Source organism: uncultured Arenimonas sp. (assembly GCF_963976025.1).
GTDB lineage: Bacteria > Pseudomonadota > Gammaproteobacteria > Xanthomonadales > Xanthomonadaceae > Arenimonas.
This window is the reverse complement of sequence record NZ_CAXBJS010000003.1, coordinates 1-22,522: the sequence shown is the minus strand read 5'-3', so window position 1 is coordinate 22,522 and position 22,522 is coordinate 1. Positions and strand designations below refer to the sequence as shown.

Sequence of the window (22,522 nt, the reverse complement as noted above, 5' to 3'; positions counted from 1 at the left end):
CGCCATGTCCCTCCGTTTTCCCCTCGCCGGCCTGGTGCTGGCTACGCTCACCGCCTGTTCGCAGGCACCTGCCCCGTCCCGCGATGCCACGGACGCGGCGGAAGGTGCAGCGACGGCGGCGCCATCGCAGCCGCAGGCCACGTCCACGAACACCGAGGCCGCCGCCCCCCGGGGCGATTGCGACCTGCTGTCCGCCAGCGACATCACCGATGCGTTTGCCGGAAAGCTCACCGTCAAGCGCGCGGGCGGCCGGGGTGCTCGCGGAAGCGGCTGCACCTATGACCTGGCGGAAGTGGACGAAGCGCAGCTGATCCTGCAGGCCGGCAACCGCGCAGCCTTCGACATGCGCAAGGAAAACTACGCCGGGATGGCCCAGGAAGCGCTGGACCTGGGCGAGGAAGCCTGGCTGGTCAACGGCGCCCAGGTGATCGCGGTGTCCGAAGACGGCGACTCCATCAGCCTCGGCCTGCAGCTGATCACCTTCGGCCAGCCCACGCCGGTGGACGCCGCGCAGACGCGCGAGGCCCTGGAAAGCCTGGCGCGGACCGCGCTCGGGCGGCTGTAACTTCAGCCGCCGCGGTAAAGCTCCGGCCGGTAGCCTCCGACTTCGAACTCGAATTTGGGCACCAGCACGCCGTTGCGCGGCAGTTCGATGCGCACGCGTTCGGCTTCCGACATCGCCTCCAGGAAACCGGGCTCGTCCTTGATGAACAGGGCCGGGCCGGTGCCGGTGTCGGCCGGTTCGCCGGCGAACTCGCGCGCCGGCGCGTCGTCGAAGCGGATCTTGAGCCGGCAGGGCGGGCCACAGCGCAGCGTGGACATCTGCAGCACCAGGTAGGCGCTTTCGCCCCACTCCGGGTGCCGGCGCAGCACCAGCCGGGCCTCCGGACGCGGCGCCGGACCACCTTCTTCCATCGAATGCCGTGGCACCTTGCTGTAGATGGCCGCCGAATGCTGGGTGCCGCCTTCCACGGCCACCGACTGGTAGTCCCACAGACCCAGCAGGCGGCGCTTCTCGCGCATGGCGTCGGCCTGCGCCACGACCTCGTCGAAGCTTTCGCGCATGGTCGCCGCGGCCTGGGTCTTGCGGTGCGACTGGTCGAGCTGGTTGCCGTGCATCTCGGCGATTTCATAGTCGCCACCGGCGCGCGCCGCCTCGTACAGCGCCAGCATCTTCGCGCCGGCGGCTTCGTCGGTGGCCGGATCCACCGGCTCGGGCTGGCAGGCCGCCAGCAGCAGCACCAGCAGCATGGACATCAGTCGTGTCGGCAAAGCCTTCATTTTCTACTCCATGGTTTCGAGGCTGCGGATCTCGTCTTCTTCGAAGCCGGCGGCCAGCCGCGCCGGCCGGTTGAACGGCCCGCGCATGCCGCCGCGCACGGTCTCGCGCACCAGCCGGATGAATTCGCGGCCAGGCGACAGTCCCGCGCGTTCGCAGTGCCAGTGGTACCAGCGGGTGCCCGCGGCGACGTGCGCGACTTCTTCGGACAGGATCACTTCCAGGATGTCGGCCGAGGCCGGGTCGCCGTTCGAACGCAGGCGCGCGATCATGCCCGGCGTCACGTCCAGGCCGCGGGCCTCGAGCACGCGCGGCACCAGGGCCATGCGCCGGAGGCCACTGTCGGCGGTTTTTTCGGCCATTTCCCACAGGCCGTTGTGGGCGTCGAAGTCGCCGTAGGCGAATCCGAGTTCCTCCAGCCGCGCCGAGAGCATGGCGAAGTGCCGCGCCTCGTCGTCGGCCACGCCGACCCAGTCCGCGTAGTACGCATGCGGCATGCCGCGAAAACGATAGACCGCGTCCCAGGCCAGGTTGACCGCGTTGAACTCGATGTGGGCGATGGCATGCAGGAAGGCCGCCCGACCCTCGACGCTGCCCAGGCCACGCTGCGGCACCTCGCGCGGCAGCACCAGCCGCGGCCGCTCCGGCCGACCGGGGGCGCCGATGTCAGCAGGTGCCGGCGCATCGTCCGGCACCGCCAGCTCCCCCGCCCGGAACGCCGCCGTCGCCGCATGCGTCAGCCGAAGCTTCCCGGCCGGGTCGGTCGCGGCGATGCACGATGCCGCGGCCTGGAAAAGATCAGGCACCCCGACGTTTCCGTTTGGCGTCGTCGGAGCGCAGTTGCTGCAGGCGTTCGAAGTAGCCGGGTTCGACGCCGGTGACGTATTCGCCGCTGAAGCAGGAACTGTCGAAGCGGCGGCCCGGGAACTTCGGGCCGGCGACCGCGGCTTCCAGGTCGGCCAGGTCCTGGTAGATCAGCCAGTCGCAGCCGAGCAGCTTTTCGATCTCGGCTTCGCTGCGGCCGTTGGCCACCAGTTCGTCCACCGACGGCATGTCGATGCCGTAGATGTTCGGGTGCCGCACCGGTGGCGCCGCCGAGGCCAGGTAGACCTTGCGGGCGCCGGCGTCGCGCGCCATCTGCACGATCTGCTGGCTGGTGGTGCCACGCACGATCGAATCGTCCACCAGCAGCACCACCCGGCCCTTGAACTCCAGCGGGATCGGATTGAGCTTGCGGCGCACCGACTTCTTGCGCTCGCCCTGCCCCGGCATGATGAAGGTGCGGCCGACGTAGCGGTTCTTGATGAAACCTTCGCGGTATTTCACGCCCAGCACGTTGGCCAGCTCGAGCGCGGCATCGCGCGAGGTGTCGGGGATGGGAATCACGGTGTCGATGTCGTGGTCGGGACGCAGGCGCAGGATCTTCTGGCCCAGGGTCACGCCCATGCGCATGCGCGCCTTGTGCACCGAGATGTTTTCGATCATCGAGTCCGGGCGCGCGAAGTACACGTATTCGAAGATGCAGGGCGCCTGCGGCTGTTCCTGCACCACGGCCTCGGCGTAGAGCTGGCCTTCCGGGGTGATGACCACCACCTCGCCCGGCAGCAGGTCGCGTTCGCGGCGGAAGCCCAGGATGTCCAGGGCCACGGATTCGGAGGCCACGGCGTATTCATCGCGGCCGTTGATTTCGCGCTTGCCCAGCACCAGAGGCCGGATGCCGTGCGGATCGCGGAAGGCCACCAGGCCCAGGCCCAGCACCATCGCCACCGCCGCGTAACCACCGGTGCAGCGCCGGTGCACGCTGGCCACGGCCGTGGCCGCCGCCTTGGCGTCGAGCCGGCCCAGCACCTGCAGCTCGTGCGCGAACACGTTGAGCAGCACCTCGGAATCGGACTCGGTGTTGATGTTGCGCTTGTCCTGTTCGAACACCATCTGGCGCAGGGCGTCGGTGTTGATCAGGTTGCCGTTGTGCGCCAGCGCGATGCCGTAGGGCGAGTTGACGTAGAACGGCTGCGCTTCGTCGGTGCCTTCCGAGCCCGCCGTCGGGTAGCGGCAGTGGCCGATGCCCACCGCACCGGTCAGCAGGGCCATGGCGCGTTCGTCGAAGACGTCCTTCACCAGGCCATTGCCCTTGTGCACACGCAGGCGATGGCCGTCCATCGTGGCGATGCCGGCCGCGTCCTGGCCGCGGTGCTGGAGCACCATCAGGCCGTCGTACAGGGCCGCCGCGACGTCGCTCGCGCCGGCGATTCCGATGATGCCGCACATGGTTCAGGTCTCCGGGAAAGTCTGGCCGTCCGCGTCAGGCGGCGGGCCGTTGGAAGGTTCGGGCAGCGTCATGCCGGGCACCGGGAAAAAAAGCTCCTGCGCGGCCACGGGCGGCAGGAAGCCGGCCATCCATTCCGCGCCCTGCTGCACCGAGGGCATGAAGCGCGACTGGGTCCACCAGGCGTCGCGCGGCACCGGCGTGAAGCCCAGCAGCATCACCGCCACGCAGGCCAGCACCACGCCGCGCGCCAGGCCAAAACCCAGGCCGAGCACCCGATCGGTGGCCGACAGCCCGGTGTTGGCGATGAGCTTGCCGATGGCCCAGGTCACCAGGCCACCAAGCAACAGTACGCCGAGGAAAACGCTGGCGTAACCCAGGAACAGCTGGGCCGACGCCGCGCCCACGCCCGTGAACAGGCCCGAAGCCTGGGCGCCGAACGCGATCGCCAGCCAGAAGGCGGCGACCCAGACCGTCAGCGACAGCACCTCGACCACGAAGCCCCGCCACAGGCCGATGGCCATCGAGACCGCCAGCACCAGCAGCAAGGCATAGTCGGCCCAGTTCAGCATCAGCGTCAGGGATGGGACACGATGATCGTTTCGCGCAGGCCCAGCTTGTCGGCGATCGAATCGCGCAGGCGTTCGGCGGCGGCGCGGTCGGCCTCGGGACCCACGCGCACGCGCCAGACCAGGCCGTTGTCGGTGGCGATGCGCTGGTGGAAGGCAACAAAACCCGCCGCCCGCGCCTTGTCGCGCAGGGCGTTGGCATCGGCTTCGGTGCTGAACGCGCCCAGCTGCACGGCGAAACCGACGGTGGCCGCCGTGGCCGGTCGGCTCGCGGCCGCCGGCGCCGGCGGACTGGCGGCGTCGAGCGTGACCACCACCGTGCGCGTGCCCGACACGCCTTCGGCACGCAGGCGCGCGGCCTCGGCGACCGTGCGCTCGGCGTAGGGCCCCACGCGCACGCGCATGGCCGGCTTGCCGTTGACGTCCACCGATTCGCTGGTGACCGGCAGTCCGGCGGCGCGCAGCTTGTCGGCCAGGGCCCGGGCATTGGCCAGGTTGGAGAAGCTGCCGACGTTCACCGCGTAGCGGCCGCCGGCGCTGCTGGCCGGCAAGGGTGCGGCGGGCGCGGCCGGCGCGGGGCTGGCGGCGGGTTCGGGTTCCGGTTCGGGCACCGGCTGCGCGGCGGGCGCGGCGGCCAGGGCTTCACCGCTGGCGGCGTCCACGGCCTGCAGCGGTTCGGAGGGATCGACAGGTTCTTCGGCCGGCGCGTCCACGCGCGGCGCGGCATCGCCGTCGATATCCACGGTGGCGACGGCGTTGGGGTCGGCGGCGGGCGCGGACGGACCGCCCAGCACCGAACCTTCACCGGCCGGCTGGGGCACCGCCAGCGGCAGTTCGCGGGTCTCGAATTCCTGGTCGGGCGCGGCCGGCATGGACAGCGGCACCTGCGCGGCGTCGGGCTCGCCGACGTCGGGGCCCTGCAGCAGCATGGGCAGGAAGATCATTGCCAGCGCCACCAGCACGGCGGCGCCGATCAGGCGCTGTTTCAGGGCGGAATCCATCGCGAGTTCGGTCCGGCCGGAGGAGTGGCGCGAATTATAGCCGGGATGCCCGGCCAGCCGGGTCAGACCGATGCCAGGGCTTCAGCCACCGTGTGGAAAGAGCCGAACACCAGCACGCGGCCGTCCTTGCCGGCCGCCGCGGCCGCCGCGCTTCGGGCGTCGGCCAGGCTTCGGTGGGCGAACAGGATGTCGGCGGGCAGTTCATCACCCAGGCGGCGCGCCAGTTCATCGACCGGCAGGCCGCGCGCGCCGGCGTCGGTGATCGGGCCCAGGTGCCAGGCCTGCAGCCAGGGCGCGAGTGGCTGGCAGATGCCGGCCAGGTCCTTGTCGGCCAGGGCGCTGAACACGGCCACGGTGGGCTTGGGGTTGGCCGCAAGCCAATCAGCGAGCTGGCGGGCGCCCTGCGGGTTGTGCGCCACGTCCAGCACCGTTTCGGGCGAACCGGGCAACACCTGCAGCCGCCCGGGCGCGCGCGCCGTCGCCACGCCCTCGCGCAGGGCCTGGTCGGGAACCGGCAGGTCCAGCGCCCGCAGCGCGGCGATGGCGGCCGCGGCGTTGCCGCGCTGGGCGGGCGCCGGCATCGCCGGATCGGGCAGGTCGATTTCATAGCCCGGCTCGCGCCAGCGCCAGCCCGTGTCCAGGTCGTCGACCAGGTAATCGGAAAACCCGCGGATGGCGAAGGCGCCGATGGCGTAGGCATGGCGCAGCACCGACGACGGCGGGTCCTTCTCGGCCAGCACGCAGGGTTTGCCGGCGCGCAGGATGCCGGCTTTTTCGAAGCCGATGCTTTCGCGGTCGTCGCCCAGGTAGTCCTGGTGGTCCAGGTCGACGGTGGTGATTACCGCGCAGTCGGGGTCGATGATGTTGGTGGCGTCCAGGCGGCCACCCAGGCCGACCTCGAGCACGGCCAGGTCGAGTCCGGCGGCTTCGAACAGCAGCAGCGCGGCCAGGGTTCCGAACTCGAAATAGGTCAGCGGCGTGTCGCCGCGCGCGGCCTCGATGCGTTCGAAGGCCGCCACCAGCGCGGCGTCGCCGGCATCGGCGCCATCGATGCGCACGCGTTCGTTGTAGCGCAGCAGGTGCGGCGACGTGTAGGCACCGACCTTCAGGCCCGCCGCGCGCGCGATCGCCTCGATGAAGGCCACCGTCGAACCCTTGCCATTGGTGCCGCCGACGGTGATGACCCGTCGCGCCGGCCGGCCCAGGCCAAGCCGCCGCGCCACCTCGCCCACGCGTTCAAGGCCCATGTCGATGGACTTGGGGTGGACCTGCTGCTGGTAGTGAAGCCACTGTTCGAGGGTGCGCGTCATGGGATGCATTATCCGGCCGTCGCCGGGCTTGTGACAGCCAGCCCCCGATGGTTCGTGGCTTGGGTTTGCCCTAACCTGCAGGGCATGGCCCAGTGGCATGCGACGTCAGGACGGGACGCGACCCAGGCGCTGGATGCCTCGCCGGACGGCCTGTCCGCGCCCGAGGCGGCGCGCCGGCTCCTTGACCAGGGACCCAACCGGCTGCCGGAACCGGCGCGCACCCACCCCCTGATCCGCCTCCTGCGGCAGTTCAACAACATCCTGATCTACGTGCTGCTGGCCGCCGCCGCCGTGACCGCCGCGCTGGGCCACGGCGTGGACACCGCGGTCATCGTGGCGGTGGTGCTCGCCAACGCGATCATCGGCCATGTCCAGGAAGGCAAGGCCGAGCGGGCGATGGAAGCGCTGCGCGGACTGCTGGCGCCACGCGCGGCGGTGCTGCGCGACGGCCGCCGCGTGGGCGTGGACGCCAGCACGCTGGTGCCGGGCGACGTCGTGCTGCTGGAGGCCGGCGACCGCGTACCGGCCGACCTGCGACTGCTGCAGGTGCGCGGGCTGCAGGTCCAGGAAGCCCTGCTCACTGGTGAATCGGTGCCGGTGGACAAGCAGCTGGACGCGGTCGCAGCCGATGCCCCGCTGGGCGACCGCAGCTGCCTGGCATTCAGCGGCACGCTGGTTACCGCCGGCCAGGGCCGCGGCCTGGTGGTTGGCACCGGGGCGGACACCGAGATCGGCCGCATCAGCGGCCTGCTGACGCGGGTCGAGACGCTGGAGACGCCGCTGGTGCGGCAGATGGACGCCTTTGCCCGCGGCCTGAGCATCGTGATCCTTGCCGCCTCGGCGCTGCTGCTGGTCGCGGGCCACTTCCTTGGCGACCGGCCTTTCAGCGAGGTTTTCATGGCCGTGGTCGGCCTGGCGGTATCGGCCATTCCCGAGGGCCTGCCGGCCGTGCTGACCATCACGCTGGCCGTCGGCGTGCAGGCCATGGCGCGGCGCAACGCGATCGTGCGCCGGCTTCCGGCGATCGAAACCCTGGGCGCGGTATCGGTCATCTGCACCGACAAGACCGGCACGCTGACCCGCAATGAAATGGTGGTGGCGACCGTGGCGCTCGCCGGCGCCAGCTACCGCGTGGAAGGCGAAGGTTATGCGCCGCAGGGTTTGCTGGTCCGCGAAGACGCAGGCGAAGGGCCGGCGGCGGCGCTGGCCGGGCTGGCACGCGCCGCTGCCCTGTGCAACGAGGCCGCGCTGCACAGCCGCGAAGGCGAGTGGCAGGTCGAAGGTGACCCGATGGAGGGCGCGCTGCTCGCCTTCGCCGGCAAGGCCGGCATCGACCTGCAGCGTATTGGCGCCGACTGGCCGCGGGTTGACGCCATCCCCTTCGACGCCCGCCACCGCTTCATGGCCAGCCTGCATCACGACCACGACGGGCACGTGGTCGCCCTGGCCAAAGGCGCTCCGGAACGTTTGTTGGCGATGTGCGCATGCCAGCGCGGCGAAGCAGGCGACGAGCCGCTCGATACCCAGACCTGGCGCGAGGCCGCCGACGCCATCGCCGCACGCGGCCAGCGGGTCCTGGCCTTCGCCTCCCGGGACATGCCACCGGGCAGCACGAGCCTGGATTTCGCCGACGTCGAGGGCCCCCTGGTGTTGCTGGGCCTGGTCGGCCTGATCGATCCGCCGCGACCGGAGGCGGTGGCCGCGGTCGCCGAGTGCCGCCGCGCCGGCATACGCGTGAAGATGATCACCGGCGACCACGCCGGCACGGCGGCCGCCATTGGCGCCCAGGTCGGGCTGGAAGCCCCGGACGCGGTGCTCACCGGCACCGACCTGGACGAGCTCGACGACGAAGCCCTGCGCGCCGCGGTCGATCGCACCGACGTTTTTGCCCGCACCAGTCCCGAACACAAGCTGCGCCTGGTGATGGCGCTGCAGTCGCTGGGCCGCGTGGTCGCGATGACCGGCGACGGCGTCAACGACGCGCCCGCGCTGAAGCGGGCCGATGCCGGCATCGCAATGGGCCGCAAGGGCAGCGAAGCGGCGAAGGAGGCATCGGAACTGGTGCTGGCCGACGACAACTTCGCCTCGATCGCCGCCGCCGTGCGCGAGGGACGCACGGTCTACGACAACCTGCGCAAGGTCATCCGCTGGACCCTGCCCACCAATGCCGGCGAAGCCGGAACGATCATCGTGGCCCTGCTGGCCGGCCTGGCGCTACCGGTGACACCCGTGCAGATCCTTTGGGTGAACCTGGCCACGGCGATCACCCTGGGCCTGGCCCTGGCTTTCGAACCGACCGAGCCCAATACGATGCGCCGGCCGCCGCGCCGGCCCGACGAGCCCTTGCTCGACCGCAGCCTGGCCTGGCACATCACGCTGGTCGCCGGCCTGTTCATGCTGGCGGTGTTCGGCATCTTCGAGTGGACACTTGCGCGCGGGCATTCGATCGAACTGGCGCGCACGCTGGCAGTGAACACGCTGGTGGTGCTGGAGATCTTCCACCTCTTCCACGTGCGCAACCTGCACGGCACCTCGTTCAACCTGCAGGCGATCAAGGGCACGCCGGTGATCTGGCTGACGATAACGCTGGTGACCGCGGCGCAGTTCGCGATCACCTACGTCCCGGCCCTTCAGCAGGTGTTCGGCACCACCGCCGTGCCGCTGGCGGACGGCCTGGTGGTGGTGTCGCTGGGCGTCGTCCTGCTGGTGGTGCTTGAAGTCGACAAGGCACTGAGGCTGCGCCGCAGCCCGGCCTAGAGCGCCCGGTGAACCGCCTCGCCGAACAGCGGCGTGTGGTGGTTGCAGTCATTCAGGCGCACCACCTCCAGCGCGTCGGCGGCGGGGCCTTCGAGCAGGTTGAGCGTGGTCGGAGCCTGCCGGAATGACCACAGCCGCGACAGCGGCAGGCCCAGCACCCGGCAAAGCAGGACGCGGTTGACCGCGTCGTGCGCCACCACCAGCAGCGTGTCGCCCTCGCCCAGGCCTTTGCAGGCGCGGGCGAAAGCCGGCCAGGCGCGGTCGAAGACCTGCACGATCGATTCACCGCCGCCGGGCATCTGCACGGTTTCCGGGGAATCGCGCCAGGCGCGCAGGCGATTCGGGTCGCGGGCGCGGATCTCGCTGGCCAGCAGGCCTTCCCAGTCGCCGTGGGCGATTTCCTGCAGGTCGCGGTCGAGCTTGAGCAGGCCGGCGCGTTCTTCGCCGAGCGCGAGTTCGGCGGTGCGGCGCGCGCGCGACAGCGGCGAGGCCACCGCGCGCGTTATCGGCATGTCGCGCAGGCGGTCGCCCAGCAGCCGCGCCTGGCGTTCGCCGGTTTCCGACAGCGCGATGTCATGCTGGCCCTGGTAGCGGCCTTCGGCGTTCCAGGGTGTTTCGCCGTGGCGGGCAAGCAGGATGCGCATCACAGCTGCTCCATCGAAACGATGCCGGGGATGCCGCGCAGCGACTGCAGCTGCGGGGCGGCGACCTCGCGGTCGACGGTTATCGCCGCAACGGCGCCGCCGTCGCCGGTGGCGCCGAGCGAGAAGTTGACGATGTTCACGCCGGCCGCGCCCAGGTGCGAACCGACCAGGCCGATGACGCCGGGTTTGTCTTCGTTGCGCATCAGCAGCACGTGCGCCAGCGGGTCGAAGTCGAGTTCGACGCCGTCCAGGCGCACCACGCGCGGACCGCGGTGAAGCGTGGCCTCGATTTCACGCGACTGGCCGCCGCCCTCGACGCGGATGCGCAGCAGGCGGTCGAAACCGTCGCCGTCGCCGCCCAGGGTTTCGGCAACTTCCAGGCCACGCGCCGCCGCTTCGTGCAGCGCGTTCACCGGCGTCACCCGGCCCGAAGCCGGGCCCAGCAGCGCCGCCACCAGCAGGCGCGTCAGCGGCCGCGTGTCCAGACCCTCGGTGCGGCCGGCGTAAGTGACCTGCAGCTTCACCGGCGCCGGCACCAGCCGGCCGGCCAGCTTGCCCAGCGCGGTCATCAGCGGCATCCAGGGGCCGACTTCGCGCGCGGTTTCGGGCGTAAGCGGCGGCAGGTTGACGCAGCCGGCAACGGCGCCCGTGGCGACGAAGTCGATGATCTGCCGCGCCAGGATCGTGCTGACCGCCTGCTGGGCTTCGCCGGTGCTGGCGCCCAGGTGCGGGGTCAGCACCAGGCGCGGGTGGTTGCGCAGGGCCGAGTCCTTGGGCAGCGGCTCGGTGGCGAAGGTGTCGAGCGCGGCGCCGGCCAGGTGGCCTTCGTCAAGCAGTTTGAGCAGGGCCTGTTCGTCGAGCAGGCCGCCGCGCGCGGCGTTGATGACAAAGGCGCCGGGCTTGAGCAGGCGCAGGCGCGTTTCGTCGAGCAGGTTGGTGGTGTCCTTGGTGCGCGGGATGTGCAGCGTCACCACGTCGGCCCAGGCCAGCAGGTCGTCGAGCGCCATCAGCGGCACGCTGCCCTTGCCGGCGGCGGAAGCAGGCAGGAAAGGATCGTAGGCGGCCACTTCCATGCCGATGCCCAGGGCCTTGCGCGCGACGGTGGCGCCGATGCGGCCCAGGCCGATCACGCCGAGCTTCTTGCCCTCGAGTTCGAAGCCGGTGAGTCCGGCCTTGGGCCATTCACCGGCCTTCATGCCGGCGTCGGCGCGCGGCACGTGCCGGGCCAGGGCGAACAGCAGCGAGATGGCGTGTTCGGCCGCGGCCAGGGTATTGCCGTCGGGCGCGTTCATCACGGCGATGCCGCGGGCGGTGGCGGCTTCGACGTCGATGGTGTCGACGCCGGCGCCGGCGCGGCCGATCACCTTAAGCTGCGCGGCCTTGGCCAGGGCGTCGCCCGGCACCTGGGTGGCCGAACGCACCAGAATGGCGTCAAAGCCGGCCAGCTTGTCGGCCAGCGCCTTGGGGTCTTTTATCGGGTCGCTGATTTCAACGGTCCAGCCGGCCTTGCGGAACAGGTCCAGGCCGTCTTCATGGATGCCATCACAGGCCAATACGCGCATCGCCACACTCCTCGTTCACGGTTCATGGGGGGCCGGGACGGCCAGGCGATCGCCGGGGCGACCGCGTACATGCACGTGAAGAGGACGACGCTAGGACCATCAGAAAGCCGATGCGGAACGACGCCACCGGCGTGACTTCGGGTCTGGAGACGGGGCTTCAAGAGCATGGGAGTCCAGGACCAACGCCCCGACGGTAGCAGAGCCGCCGCCGTCGCCGCCAGTCCCGGACCATGACCTCTGGCCTACTCGCCGGCGCGCCGCATGCCCTAGGCTCGGCAGCTTCGTCCCATGCAAAGGTTCCGCCCATGACCCGCCTCAAGCCGCTTGCCCTGGCGCTTTCCGTATCCCTGACGCTGGCCGCCTGCCAGAAGGCGGAAGAACCCGCCGCCACCGCCGCCGCGCCGGAGGCGCCGAAGCTGCAGGTCGACCTGGCCCAGGTGCAGCAGCAGCCGATCTCGCTCAAGGCCCAGGACCTCGACACCAGCATCCAGGCCTGCCAGGACTTCAATGGTTTCGTGAACTCCAGGTGGCTTGCCGCCAACCCGGTGCCGGGCGACCGCACCACCTGGGGCGCCTTCCCGGCGCTGGGCGAACGTTCCCTGCAGGTGCAGCACGAAATCGCCAAGGCGGCCGCCGCCGGCGAATGGCCGCAGGGCAGCATGGAACAGAAGGTCGGCGACTTCTTCGCCGCCGGCATGGACGAAGCGGCGATCGAAGCGGCGGGCCTGGCGCCGGTGCAGCCCGAACTCGACCGCATCGACGCACTGGCCTCGAATGCCGACATCCCGGCCTACATCGGCGATGCCTACGGCCGCGGCCAGGGCATGCTGTTCGGCTTCTACGCGATGGCCGACTACAACGACTCCACCACCAACATCGCCTACGCCAGCCAGGGCGGCCTGTCGCTGCCCGAGCGCGCCTACTACCTGGAAGACCGCGAGGACTACAAAACCGCCCGCGCCGCCTTCGTCGAACACGTGGCCGCGCTGATGCAGCTGGCCGGTTCGGACGAAGAAACCGCGAAGGCCCAGGCGCAGGACGTGCTGGCCTTCGAAACCCGCCTGGCCCAGGCCTCGCTGGGCCGCCTGGAACTTCGCGACCCGCTACAACCCGGTGTCGCTGGCCGACGCCGACGCCAGCACGCCGAACTTCAGCTGGACGCAGTTCTTCACCGCGCTCGACGTCGATGCGCCGCAGACCTTCTCGCTGCCGATGCCCACCTTCTTCAAGGAAGTGGACGCCATGCTGGCCGACGTGCCGCTGGAGACCTGGAAGACCTGGCTGCGCTTCCGCACCATCGACGAGGCCTCGCCCTACCTGTCGAACGCCTTCGCCGAACGCAACTTCGAGTTCTACGGCAAGACCCTGCGCGGCCAGAAGGAAATGCAGGAACGCTGGAAGCGCGTGCTGGGCGCGCTCAACGGCTCGATGGGCGAAGGCTTCGGCCAGCTCTATGTCGAACAGGCCTTCCCGCCCGAGTCCAAGGCCAAGATGGAAGAGCTGGTCGGCAACCTGATGGCCTCGCTCAAGACCCGCCTGGAAAACCTGGAGTGGATGAGCGAGGACACCAAGGCCAAGGCCATCGAGAAGTGGTCCTCGTTCACGCCCAAGGTCGGCTACCCGGACAAGTGGCGCGACTGGAGCGGCCTGGAGGTTTCGGATGAAAGTTACGCCGGCAACCTGCTCGCCGCCTCGGCCTTCAACTACCGCTACATGCTCGACAAGATCGGCAAGCCGGTCGACCGCAGCGAATGGGGCATGAGCCCGCAGACGGTGAACGCCTACTACCGCGCCACCGCCAACGAGATCGTGTTCCCGGCCGCCATCCTGCAGCCGCCCTTCTTCGACGTGAACGCCGACGACGCGCTCAACTACGGCGGCATCGGCGCCGTGATCGGCCACGAAATGCTGCACGGCTTCGACGACCAGGGCAGCAAGTTCGACGCCCACGGCAACATGGCCAACTGGTGGACCGACCAGGACCGCGAGAAGTTCGAGGCCGCCACCGCCAAGCTGGCCGACCAGTACAGCGGCTACGAGGCCCTGCCGGGCCTGTTCGTGAACGGCAAGCTGGGCCTGGGCGAGAACATCGCCGACCTCGGCGGCGTCACCGTCGCCCATGACGCGCTGCAGCGCGCCCAGGGCGAGGGTTTCACCGACCCGATGATCGACGGCTACAGCCAGGACCAGCGCTTCTTCATGAACTGGGCCACGGTCTGGCGCATCGCCTTCACCGAAGCCCAGCTCAAGCAGCAGATCACCGTCGGCCCGCACAGCCCGGGCATGTTCCGGGCGATCGGCGCCCCGTCCAACCTGCCGGCCTTCGCCGAAGCCTTCGAGTGCAAGGAAGGCGACAAGATGGTGCGTTCGGGCGAGGACCGCGTCGTCATCTGGTAAGCAAAACCGGACACAAAGCACCCCGCCCCGGGCAGTTCCGCTGCCCGGGGCGCTTTTTTTTGTGAAGTCCGTCCCAAATCGGGGCGCGAAACCGTATATTCGGACTTACGGCACATCCGTCTGGTCGTTGGGGAACACCGACCGGGCCGTCCGTCCAAGGCGCCGCCGCCGCGCGGCATATTCCGATCAAAGTTCAGGGGAAATACCTAGTGACCACCACCTCACGCAAGCACCGCCTGCGCGCGCTCGCGCTCGCCACCGCCATGGCCTTCGCCGGCACCGCCGCCCAGGCTGGCGAAGTCATCAGCGCCGGCCTCGATTCCGGCCAGCAGTTCGAGCGTTTCATCGTCAAGTTCAACGATGATGCCGTCGCCGCCAAGTCCGGCGGTTCGTCCATGGACGCCGTCGTGATGGCCGCCAACCGCGCCCTGCAGGGCCAGCCGATGGCCAAGTCCGGCGACGCCGCGCCGCAGGCGCCCGCCATGGCCAGCTACCTGCGCCCGATGGCGCTGGGCGCCGAAGTTCTGGGCGTGAACCGCAAGCTCGACCGCGCCGCGGCCGAAGCCGTGCTGCGCGAGATCGCCAGCCTGCCGGGCGTCGAGTCGGTGCAGGTGGACTGGATGCTTGAAGCGCACATGATTCCCAACGACCCGCTCTACTTCGCGCAGTGGGCGTTCTCCAACACCAGCACCGGCATCCGCGCCGAAGCGGCCTGGGACCTGGCCGACGGCAGCGGCATCCGCGTGGCCGTGCTCGACACCGGCATCACCAACCACCCGGACCTGAACGCGAACATCGTGCCGGGCTACGACTTCATCAGCGTGCCCGAGGTGTCCAACGACGGTGACGGCCGCGACGCCGACCCGAGCGACCCGGGTGACTGGGAAGAGCCGCCGGCGTTCCCCGAATTCGCCCGCAGCAGCTGGCACGGCACCCACGTCGCCGGCACCGTCGCAGCGGTCACCAACAACGCCAGCGGCCTGGCCGGCACGGCCTTCAACGCCCGCGTGATGCCGGTGCGCGTGCTCGGCACCGGCGGCGGCAGCTTCATCGACATCCTCGAGGCGATCATCTGGGCCTCGGGCGGCTCCGTGCCCGGCGTACCCGATCTGGCGCCCGGCGATGCGGCCGACGTCGTGAACCTGTCCCTCGGCGGCTTCGCGTCCTGCCATCCCCTCATCCAGGCCGCCGTGGACAGCGCCGTCTCGCGCGGCACCACCGTGGTGGTTTCGGCGGGCAACAGCAATTACGACGCCTCGTTCTTCGTGCCGGCCAACTGCGCGAACGTCGTCACCGTCGCGTCCAGCGACGTCGCCGGTGCGCGTTCGGGCTTCTCCAACTTCGGCCCCAGCATCGAGATCACGGCGCCGGGCTCGACCATCGCGTCCACGCTCAACAGCGGCGAGACCGTTCCCGGCGCACCGAACTACGTCTACTACTCGGGCACCTCGATGGCGGCCCCGCACGTGTCCGGCGCCATCGCCCTGGCCCAGAGCCGCCGCCTGGCCCTCGGCCTGCCGCTGTGGACCCCGGCCGAAGTGACCAGCCAGCTGGCCGCCACCGCCTATCCGATGGTCGTTCCCTGCCCGCAGGGCTGCGGCCCGGGCCTGCTCGACGCCCATGCGCTGGTCGAGGCCGCGGGCTTCATCCCGGGTCCGGCGGACCTGGCCGTCTACGCCAGCCGTCCGGCCGCGATCACCTACGCGCGTGAAGTGACGTTTGGCTTCTCCGTGCGCAACCGTGGCCCGGGTGATGCCGCCGGCACCTACCTGGAAATGGAAATCACCAACCGCGTGGAAGGCCTCACCGTCGACGCGCCGGCCGGCTGGAGCTGTGCCGAGCAGGCGCCGACCCGTAACGCCCGGATCATGCGCTGCGACTTCGCGGGCAATTACCCGAACCGCCAGAACGACCTGATCAAGTTCACCGCCACCTCGGCGCGCTCGGTCCAGGTCCAGGCCACGGGCACCGCCGGCAGCAGCAACGACGACCCGATGGCCCGCAACAACACGGCCAGCATGCTCTTCCGCTTCGGTATCGGTCACTACTGATCGAAGGGCCAAAGTGCCAACTCAAGGGACGCGACGGCTGCCACGCCCCGACGGGCGCCCCGCCCAACCGCCCCCGAACCGGGGCCCGGAGAACACCTTGAACCTTCGTTACGCCAAACCCCTGACGCTGGCGCTTGCCGTCACCGTCGCCCTGGCCGCCTGCCAGAAGACCGACACCGCCGACACCACGGCCGTGGAAACCGCCGGCGAAACCGCCGCGCCCGCCATCGACATGTCGGGCCTGAAAACCCCGGTGATCGCCCTGCAGGCCACCGACCTCGACACCAGCGTGTCGGCCTGCACCGACCTCAACCAGTTCGTCAACGGCAAGTGGCTGGCCGCCAACCCGGTGCCCGCCGACCGCACCACCTGGGGCAGCTTCGAACTGCTGGCCGAGCGTTCGCTGGAAATCCAGCACGCCCTGGTTGAAAACCTCGCCGCCCGCCCGGACGCCGAAGGCACCGCCAAGCTGATCGGTGACATCTGGGCCACCGGCATGGACGAGGCCGCCATCGAAGCCGCCGGCCTGGCGCCGCTGCAGCCGATGCTCGACGGCATCGCCGCGCTCGACTCCGGCGACGCCGTGGCCCAGTGGCTGCGCGACAGCTACGCCAAGGGCCAGGCCTTCGTGTTCGGTTTCGGCCCCGAGGCCGATTTCAAGAACTCGAGCATGAACATCGCCTACGCCACCCAGGGTGGCCTGGGCCTGCCGGACAAGGGTTATTACTTCGACGAAAAACACGCCGCCATCCGCGAAGCCTACGTCGCGCACATCGCCAAGGTGCTGGAACTGGCCGGCGCCGACGCCGAAGCCGCCGCCACCCAGGCCCGGGCCGTGATGGACTTCGAGACCCGCCTGGCCGGCAAGTCGCTGTCGAGCGAAGAACTCTCCCGCGACGTGTCCAAGTACTACAACCCGGTCAACCTGGAGCAGGCCGACGCGGTCAGCCCGAACTTCACCTGGTCGCGTTTCTTCGATTCCCAGGGCGTGCCGGCGCCGGAAATGTTCTCGCTGGCCCAGCCCGACTTCCACGCCGAGGTCAGCGCGATGCTGGCCGACGTGCCGGTTGAAAACTGGCAGGCCTACCTGCGCTTCCACGCGATCGACAACGCCGCGCCCTTCCTGGCCAACGCCTTCGCCGAAGAGAACTTCAACTTCTACGGCAAGACCCTGCGCGGCCAGCAGGAAATGCAGCCGCGCTGGAAGCGCGTCCTGAACACCATCAACGGCCAGATGGGCGAAGCCCTGGGCCAGGAATACGTGGCCGTGGCCTTCCCGCCCGAAGCCAAGGAACGCATGCAGGACCTGGTCGGCAACCTGTCGGACGCGCTCAAGACCCGCATCGAGAACCTCGAATGGATGGGCGCGGAAACCAAGGAAAAGGCGATCGAAAAGTGGGCCGCCTTCACCCCGAAGATCGGCTACCCGGACAAGTGGCGTGACTGGAGTGGCCTGGCCACCAGCCGCGATGCCTACGTGGCCAACCTGATGGCGGCCAACGCGTTCAACTACCGCTTCAACCTGGCCAAGATCGGCAAGCCGGTGGACAAGAGCGAATGGGGCATGAGCCCGCAGACGGTCAACGCCTACTACAACCCGCTGGCGAACGAGATCGTGTTCCCGGCCGCCATCCTGCAGCCGCCGTTCTTCGACATCGACGCCGACCCGGCCCTGAACTACGGCGGCATCGGTGCGGTGATCGGCCACGAAATGATCCACGGCTACGACGATCAGGGCAGCCGCTTCGGTGCCTCGGGCAACTTCGAGAACTGGTGGAGCGACAAGGACAAGGAAGGTTTCCAGTCGCGCACCGACCAGCTGGTGGCGCAGTTCGACGCCTACGAGTCCATCGACGGCCTGCACGTCAACGGCAACCTGACCCTGGGCGAGAACATCGCCGACCTGGGCGGCCTGGCCGTTGCCTTCGACGCCCTGCAGCGCGACCTCGAGAACAAGAAGGTCGGCGAGATCGACGGTTACACCCAGGACCAGCGCTTCTTCATGAACTGGGCCACCGTCTGGCGCCGCAACTTCAAGGACGAGGAGCTGCGCGTGCGCCTGCAGACCGATCCGCACGCCCCGGCCGGCTTCCGGGCCATCGGCGCGCCGTCGAACCTGCCGGTCTTCGCGGCCGCCTTCAGCTGCCAGGAAGGCGACGCCATGGTGCGGCCGGAGGCCGATCGCGTCTCGATCTGGTAAGCCGCCAGGCACCCCGCTCCAAGGACGGCCCGGGCTTGCCCGGGCCGTTTGCGTTCAGGCAGGGGCACATCCGATTGGGCCAGCCTGCCGCGGGGCGGTAGAATCGCCCTCCCCCGAGTGGAGCCACACATGCTTTTTTCCCCCGGCCAACGCTGGTTCTCCAGCGCCGAGCCCGAACTCGGCCTGGGCACGGTGCTGCGCCTGGCCGGCCGCCAGGTGCAGATCGTTTTCACCGGCACCGGCGTGGTGCGCATGTACGCCCTGGGCTCGGCGCCGCTGCTGCGCGCCGTGTTCCGCCCCGGCGAGCGCGTGCGCGTCGAGGGCAGCGACAAGACCGTCGAACAGGTCGAGGACCGCGAAGGCCACGTGCACTACCTGTGCGACGGCCAGTGGCACCCCGAAGGCGCGCTCGACGCCGAACAGCCGGTGTCGCAGGCCGATTCGCGCCTGCTGTCGGGCCGGGTGGATCGCAACGACCAGTTCGAGTTCCGGGTGGAATGCCTGCGCCGCCGCGCCGAAGCGCGCGCGCATCCGGGCTGGGGCGTGCTGGGCGCGCGCATCGACCTGGTGCCCCACCAGCTGCAGGTGGCCGAGGCCGCCGCCGCGCGCCGGCCGCCGCGCCTGCTGCTGGCCGACGAGGTCGGCCTGGGCAAGACCATCGAAGCCTGCCTGGTCACCGCGCAAATGCTGGCCTCGGGCCGCGCCCGCCGGGTGCTGGTGCTGGTTCCCGAAAGCCTGGTCAACCAGTGGTTCGTCGAACTGCTGCGGCGCTTCAACCTGCCCTTCGCCATCTACGACGAAGAGCGCTGCGAATCGCTGGAGATGACCGAACCCAAGGCCAATCCCTTCGAGGACGAACAGTGCGTCATCGCCTCGGTGGACTGGCTGGCCAGCCATGAAAAGCGCGCCCGCCAGGCCCTGGCCGCCGGCTGGGACCTGCTGCTGGTGGACGAAGCCCACCACCTGGTCTGGACCCCCGAATTCACCAGCCCGGGTTACGCCCTGGTTGAATCGCTGTCGGCGCGCACGCCGGGCCTGCTGCTGCTCACGGCCACGCCCGAACAGCTGGGCCTGGGCGGCCACTTCGCCCGCCTGCGCCTGCTCGACCCGGCGCGTTACACCGACCTGGAAGCCTTCCGCGCCGAAACCCGCGGTTACCAGGGCCTGTCGGCCCTGGCCGGCCGCCTGCTCGACGACCAGGCGCTGACCACCGAAGACATGGAAACCCTGGCCGGTCTGTTCCCGGAAGACGGCGACCACCTGGCCCAGCGCCTGGCGCGTATCGCCGCCGGCGACGCCGCTTCCCGCGACGCCCTGCTGGCCGACCTGGTCGACCGCCACGGCACCGGCCGGGTGATGGTGCGCAACCGCCGCGCCGCCGTCGGCGGTTTCCCCGTGCGTTTCCCGCACCTGGCGACTCTGCCCGAGCCCGAAGACCCGACCGTGCTGGGCACGCTGCGCGCCGAGTTCGCGCACGACGTCGGCGAAACCGACGACGAGCCCGCGCACGACTTCACCCGCGACCCGCGCATGGACTGGCTGCTCGACACGCTCGACGCCCTGGCCCCGGCCAAGGTGCTGCTGCTGTGCCGTTCGCGCGCCAAGGTGCAGGCCATCGAAGAAGCCCTGCGCCTGCGCACCGGTCTGCAGGTGGCGCGTTTCCACGAAGACATGAACCTGCTGCAGCGCGACCGCAACGCCGCGTTTTTCGCCGACCCGGAAGGCGCGCGCCTGCTGGTCTCGAGCGAGATCGGCGCCGAAGGCCGCAACTTCCAGTTCGCCCAGCACCTGGTGTTCTGGGACCTGCCGCTGCACCCGGACATGCTCGAGCAGCGCATCGGGCGCCTCGACCGCATCGGCCAGGCCGGCGACGTCAACCTGCACGCCGCTGCGGTGGCCGGCAGCGCCCAGGAAGTGCTGCAGCGCTGGCTGCACGAAGGCCTGGACGCCTTCCGCCAGGTACTGGCCGACGGCCGCGAGATGCTGCGCGGATTCGGCGCCGAACTGCTGCAGCTGGCGGCCATGGACGCCGACGCCCGCGAGCCGGCGTTTGGCGAACTGCTTGAACGCACCCGCGCGCGCCACGCCGAAGTGGCGCGGCTGATCGCCGAGGGCCGCGACCGCCTGCTGGAACTGGGCAGCCGCGGCCTGGGCGAGCGCGACGCGCTGCGCAAGGCGCTGCAGGCCGACGACCAGCACGCCGCGCTGGACGACTTCCCGCTGCGCCTGCTGGAAAGTTTCGGCGTGCACAACGAGGCCCTGGGCCCCAACACCTGGCTGCTCGACCCCGAGCACCTGACCGTGGACGGCTTCGAGGAACTGCGCCAGGGCATGCGCGCCTGCACCACCGACCGCGCCACCGCGCTGGCCCGCGACGACCTGCTCTACCTGCGCCCCGACCACCCGCTGATGCTGACCGCCACCGACCTGCTGATCTCCGGCGAAAGCGGCAACGCCGCCTTCCTGGTCGATGACGTGCTGCCGCCGCGCACCGTCGTGCTGGAGGCAGTGAACATCATCGAATGTGTCGCCGACCCGCGCCTGGACATCGAACGCTGGCTGCCGCCGACGCCGCTGTCGGTGGCCATCGACACCCGCCTGCAGCAGCGTCCGGACTTCTCGCCCGGCGATCGCGCCCGCCACCGCGCCGGCGACCGTGTGTTCGACCTGGGCCCGCAGCGCAAAGTATTGGCGGCGCTGGTACCACCCATGCTCGAGCGCTGCCGCGACGCCGCCAAAGCCGCGGCGCAGGAGCGCATCGACGCCGCCCTGGCCCGCGCCGACGAAACCCTGTCCGCGGAAATCCAGCGCCTGCGCGCCCTTGCACACGTGAACCCGGCGGTGCGTCCCGCCGAGATCGCCGCCCTGGAAGCCGAACGCGAAGCCGTACTCGCCGCCCTGCCCACCGCGCGCCCGCGCCTGGACAGCCTGCGCCTGGTCGCCAGCACCGACTTCCTGCAACTGCGCCGCTGACTGCGCCCTTGCGGGAGGGACTTCAGTCCCGAATCCGCACCGAACTGTCGTCGTAGGACATGGGCAGCAGTACGACGCGCGTCGGCGCGTCTTCAGCCACCGGATTGAACCGGAGTCGCTGCACCGACCGCATCAGGCCCTTGCCCGCGGCCGGGCCCGGCAGGCTTTCCACGACCATGGCCCGAACCACTTCGCCCGAAGGCGCTATGTGCAGTCGGTACATCGCCAGGCCGGGGTCGTACAGGCGATGGCGGCTCACGGCGCCGTGGCCACCGGCCAGGGGCACGCGGTCGCCCTTCAGTTCGAGCCGGGTGGGATAAACCTCGTGCACCGGGCGGCATTTGCGATCCCCGGCCGAACCCTCGTCGCCCTTCGAGGCCAGGGCGTCGTCGATCTGCGCGCCATGTTTGTCGAGGAAGCCGCGCACCAGGGCTTCGATCTCCTGGTCGGTTTTTTCGCCGCGCGGCAAGGCATCGAAGCCGCGCTTGATCAGGTCGGCCTGGTAGGTGCGGAACTGGCTGGGATGTTCGCGCTGCATGTAGAACGCGTAGAGCTGGGCCCAGACCATGCCCGCCATCGGGTCGCCGTGTTCGAGCTCGAGTTCGGCCGACGACGCCATCGCCGCAAGCTGCCCGCCCAGCGCCGCGTGTGCCAGCAGCGGGCGCGCTTTTTCGATGTCGCGCTCGACCAGCGCCGCCGGATGGCTGCGCCCCAGCCGGTAGAACGCACCCAGCTGGAACTTTTCGTATGCCGCCGCCTGGGCACCCTCTTCTTCCCACCGCGCGGCTTCGTCTCCGTCCGGATTCGCCGGATGCGCGTCGATGTCCTTCGCCACGCAAAGCGGCAGCCCCGCATCATCGGCACTGGCAGGGGAAATACCCGCAGCCAGGGCCAATGCCAGCGCCCACGCCAGCGCCTTCATCGCACCGCCTTCGGGCCACGCGGCCGGAACGGCGGCTGGCCGCGCCAGTAGCGGATCATCAGCCAGCCGAACAGCATGCCGCCAAGATGCGCGAAGTGGGCAATGCCCGACGCGGTGTTGAACACGCCCATCAGCAGTTCGATGGCGCCGAAGACGATGACGAAGGTGCGCGCCTTCATCGGGATCGGCGGGATCAGCAGCATGATCTGCCGGTTCGGGAACAGCATGCCGTAGGCCATGAGCAGGCCGAAGATGCCGCCCGACGCACCCACCGTCGGGTACACGCCCTGGCCGGTGATGCCGCTGGTGACCACGATCAGCTGGATCAGGCCGGCGCCGGCGACGCAGACCACGAAGAACGACAGGTACCGGCGCGAGCCCCAGGTCTGTTCCAGCGAGCCGCCGAACATATAGATCGCCAGCGCGTTGAAGAACAGATGGCCCAGGCTGCCGTGCAGCAGGCCATAGCTGAGGATCTGCCAGGGCAGGAAACCCACCGTCACCGGCAGGCCATCGAGGCCGGTGCCGATCGGGTAATCGCCCAGCGGCCAGAGCGCGAAGTAGAGGATCGCGGCTTCCGGCGCCAGCATC

15 protein-coding genes and 1 pseudogene are annotated in these 22,522 nt (G+C 69.9%); 6 read left to right on the top strand and 10 right to left on the bottom strand.

Going from position 1 to position 22,522, the window contains the following annotated elements:
* Positions 1-4: 4 nt before the first annotated feature.
* Positions 5-565, top strand: a complete 561-nt coding sequence (locus tag AACZ35_RS00520; RefSeq protein ID WP_339824732.1) for a hypothetical protein — start codon at positions 5-7, stop codon at positions 563-565.
* A gap of 2 nt (positions 566-567) precedes the next feature.
* Here AACZ35_RS00520 and AACZ35_RS00515 read toward each other — a convergent pair whose 3' ends face one another.
* The 6 genes from AACZ35_RS00515 to folC all read right to left on the bottom strand — a co-directional run bounded on the left by AACZ35_RS00515 (position 568) and on the right by folC (position 6,425).
* On the bottom strand, positions 568-1,281 hold the full coding sequence (locus AACZ35_RS00515) for a hypothetical protein (RefSeq protein ID WP_339824730.1): 714 nt from the start codon (positions 1,279-1,281) through the stop codon (positions 568-570).
* Between the two features lie 3 nt (positions 1,282-1,284).
* Complete coding sequence (locus AACZ35_RS00510) at positions 1,285-2,085, bottom strand: ferritin-like domain-containing protein (protein ID WP_339824727.1); 801 nt, start codon at positions 2,083-2,085, stop codon at positions 1,285-1,287.
* Complete coding sequence (gene purF, locus AACZ35_RS00505; RefSeq protein ID WP_339824724.1) at positions 2,078-3,547, bottom strand: amidophosphoribosyltransferase; 1,470 nt, start codon at positions 3,545-3,547, stop codon at positions 2,078-2,080. Before purF ends, AACZ35_RS00510 begins: the two co-directional genes overlap by 8 nt.
* Positions 3,548-3,550: 3 nt before the next feature.
* The gene (locus AACZ35_RS00500) at positions 3,551-4,117 is read right to left on the bottom strand and encodes a CvpA family protein (RefSeq protein ID WP_339824722.1); all 567 of its coding nucleotides are present in this window, start codon (positions 4,115-4,117) and stop codon (positions 3,551-3,553) included.
* A gap of 5 nt (positions 4,118-4,122) precedes the next feature.
* Positions 4,123-5,115, bottom strand: a complete 993-nt coding sequence (locus tag AACZ35_RS00495; protein WP_339824720.1) for an SPOR domain-containing protein — start codon at positions 5,113-5,115, stop codon at positions 4,123-4,125.
* 62 nt (positions 5,116-5,177) lie between these two features.
* On the bottom strand, positions 5,178-6,425 hold the full coding sequence (gene folC / locus AACZ35_RS00490; RefSeq protein WP_339824717.1) for a bifunctional tetrahydrofolate synthase/dihydrofolate synthase: 1,248 nt from the start codon (positions 6,423-6,425) through the stop codon (positions 5,178-5,180).
* A gap of 84 nt (positions 6,426-6,509) precedes the next feature.
* Between folC and AACZ35_RS00485 the strand changes: the two genes are divergently transcribed.
* On the top strand, positions 6,510-9,182 hold the full coding sequence (locus tag AACZ35_RS00485; protein WP_339824714.1) for an HAD-IC family P-type ATPase: 2,673 nt from the start codon (positions 6,510-6,512) through the stop codon (positions 9,180-9,182).
* On the opposite strand, the gene AACZ35_RS00480 is transcribed toward AACZ35_RS00485, so the two are convergent.
* Entirely contained in the window at positions 9,179-9,826 is a 648-nt protein-coding gene (locus AACZ35_RS00480) for a histidine phosphatase family protein (protein WP_339824711.1), read from the bottom strand. The two genes, AACZ35_RS00485 and AACZ35_RS00480, sit on opposite strands and share 4 nt — an antisense overlap.
* Positions 9,826-11,388 carry a phosphoglycerate dehydrogenase gene (gene serA / locus AACZ35_RS00475; protein ID WP_339824708.1) on the bottom strand — a complete coding sequence of 521 codons (1,563 nt, stop codon included), beginning with the start codon at positions 11,386-11,388 and terminating at the stop codon, positions 9,826-9,828. The genes AACZ35_RS00480 and serA overlap by 1 nt, the downstream gene beginning before the upstream one ends.
* A 305-nt stretch (positions 11,389-11,693) precedes the next feature.
* Here serA and AACZ35_RS00470 point away from each other — a divergent pair.
* From AACZ35_RS00470 to rapA, 4 genes and pseudogenes are all read left to right on the top strand, one after another.
* A pseudogene (locus AACZ35_RS00470) lies at positions 11,694-13,785 on the top strand (M13 family metallopeptidase).
* Positions 13,786-13,994: 209 nt separating this feature from the next.
* Positions 13,995-15,836 (top strand): S8 family peptidase, encoded by a 1,842-nt coding sequence (locus AACZ35_RS00465; protein WP_339824706.1) that lies wholly within the window; start codon positions 13,995-13,997, stop codon positions 15,834-15,836.
* 97 nt (positions 15,837-15,933) lie between these two features.
* Entirely contained in the window at positions 15,934-18,036 is a 2,103-nt protein-coding gene (locus tag AACZ35_RS00460; protein ID WP_339824703.1) for a M13-type metalloendopeptidase, read from the top strand.
* A 129-nt stretch (positions 18,037-18,165) separates the two neighbouring features.
* Positions 18,166-21,009, top strand: coding sequence for an RNA polymerase-associated protein RapA (gene rapA / locus AACZ35_RS00455; RefSeq protein ID WP_339824700.1), 2,844 nt, complete (start codon positions 18,166-18,168; stop codon positions 21,007-21,009).
* 22 nt (positions 21,010-21,031) lie between these two features.
* On the opposite strand, the gene AACZ35_RS00450 is transcribed toward rapA, so the two are convergent.
* Both AACZ35_RS00450 and AACZ35_RS00445 read right to left on the bottom strand, forming a co-directional pair.
* Positions 21,032-21,931 (bottom strand): hypothetical protein, encoded by a 900-nt coding sequence (locus AACZ35_RS00450; protein ID WP_339824697.1) that lies wholly within the window; start codon positions 21,929-21,931, stop codon positions 21,032-21,034.
* Positions 21,928-22,521, bottom strand: coding sequence for a rhomboid family intramembrane serine protease (locus tag AACZ35_RS00445; protein WP_339824694.1), 594 nt, complete (start codon positions 22,519-22,521; stop codon positions 21,928-21,930). Before AACZ35_RS00445 ends, AACZ35_RS00450 begins: the two co-directional genes overlap by 4 nt.
* Between the last annotated feature and the right edge of the window lies 1 nt (position 22,522).